Here is a 1,277-nt window from a genome sequence, read left to right on the forward strand (position 1 = left end):
ACCTTGGTGCCGTTGACGATCAGCTCGTAGTGAAGATGCGGGCCGGTGGCGAGGCCGGTTTGGCCGAGGAAGCCGATGGTCTGGCCCTGGCGGACGTGCACGCCCGGTTCGATGCCTTTGGCAAAGGCGCTCTGGTGATTGTATGAGGTTTCGTAGCCATTGGCGTGGCGGATGATGATCTGCTTGCCGTAACCGCCGGCCCAGCCGACCTTCTCGACCGTGCCGTTGCCGGCGGCGATGATCGGCGTGCCGATGGGTGCTGCCCAGTCGACGCCGGTGTGCATGCGGACATAGCCGAGGATCGGATGCCTGCGGGCGCCGAACCCGGAGCGGAATTTCCCGGCGGGCAGGGGATTGCGCAACAGGAACTGCTCGGCGCTCGAACCGTCCTCATCGAAATAGTCGGTGCCGCCGTCCTGCATCTGGAAGCGGTAGAAGTTGCGGGTCTGGCCGCCGAACGTCGCCGAGACGTAGAGAAGCTCGGAGCTGTCCGAGGTCTGATCGTCGCCGTCGGGCTGCGAGAACAGGACTTCGATGCGGTCGGCGGGGCTGAGGCGAGACTGGAAGTCGACATCGGACGCCAGCAGCTTGATCAACCGCTGCGTCATCGCCTTGGACATGCCGTAGGAGTAGGCGGCGCGGTAGATGCCGTCATAGACGTTGGGCAGGTTGCCGCGCACCACCACCGGCGCCGACGAATCATCGAAGGCCGTCAGCAATTCGGGGTTCGGATCCGGTTCCTGCGCCGGCACATACTGGCCGCGATCGTTGAGCGCGATGGTGACGATGTGCTGGGTCCGGTCGTAGACGCTGGTGCGCACGACCTTGGCGGCATCGCCGTGAACCTCGAGGCCGACGCGCAGCACGGTTCCAGCCTTGAGCGCCGTCGCATTGAGCAACTTGGCGATGGCTTCGGCCATTCCGGTGGCGTCTTCCCCTGTGTAGCCCGAATCAGCAAAAGCCTCGGTGACGTCGAGATCCTTGGTGAAGGGGATGATTTCCTCGGCGAAAGCCGGCGCCTGGTCGTCAACGGTGGCTCGCGGCGCCACCGAGACGTTTTCCGGCACGATCTTGACGTCGTAGGAGCCGGCCATGCTCTCGGCAAAGGCTTCGCCGAATCGCTGCGGATCGACATAGTGGAGCGAAGCGACCTGCACGGCGCCGTCGCTGAGGTCGGTGCCGGCCTCGCGCACCACTTTTTCCACCTCGTCGGCGGAGAGGTCGCTCTTTTCGTCGAAGGAAGCCGTGTCGATCGGAAAATCGACGGTCTTCAGGCT

The 1,277-nt window shown here is 64.4% G+C and carries 1 protein-coding gene; it reads right to left on the bottom strand.

Annotation, left to right across the window (positions count from 1 at the left end; all coding sequences use genetic code 11):
• Positions 1-1,277, bottom strand: a 1,277-nt coding sequence (locus tag EN879_RS36250; RefSeq protein ID WP_164774853.1) for a M23 family metallopeptidase, incomplete at both ends; no start/stop codon positions are given.

The organism is Mesorhizobium sp. M7A.F.Ca.AU.002.02.1.1 (assembly GCF_003998535.1).
Taxonomy (GTDB): Bacteria; Pseudomonadota; Alphaproteobacteria; order Rhizobiales; family Rhizobiaceae; genus Mesorhizobium; species Mesorhizobium ciceri.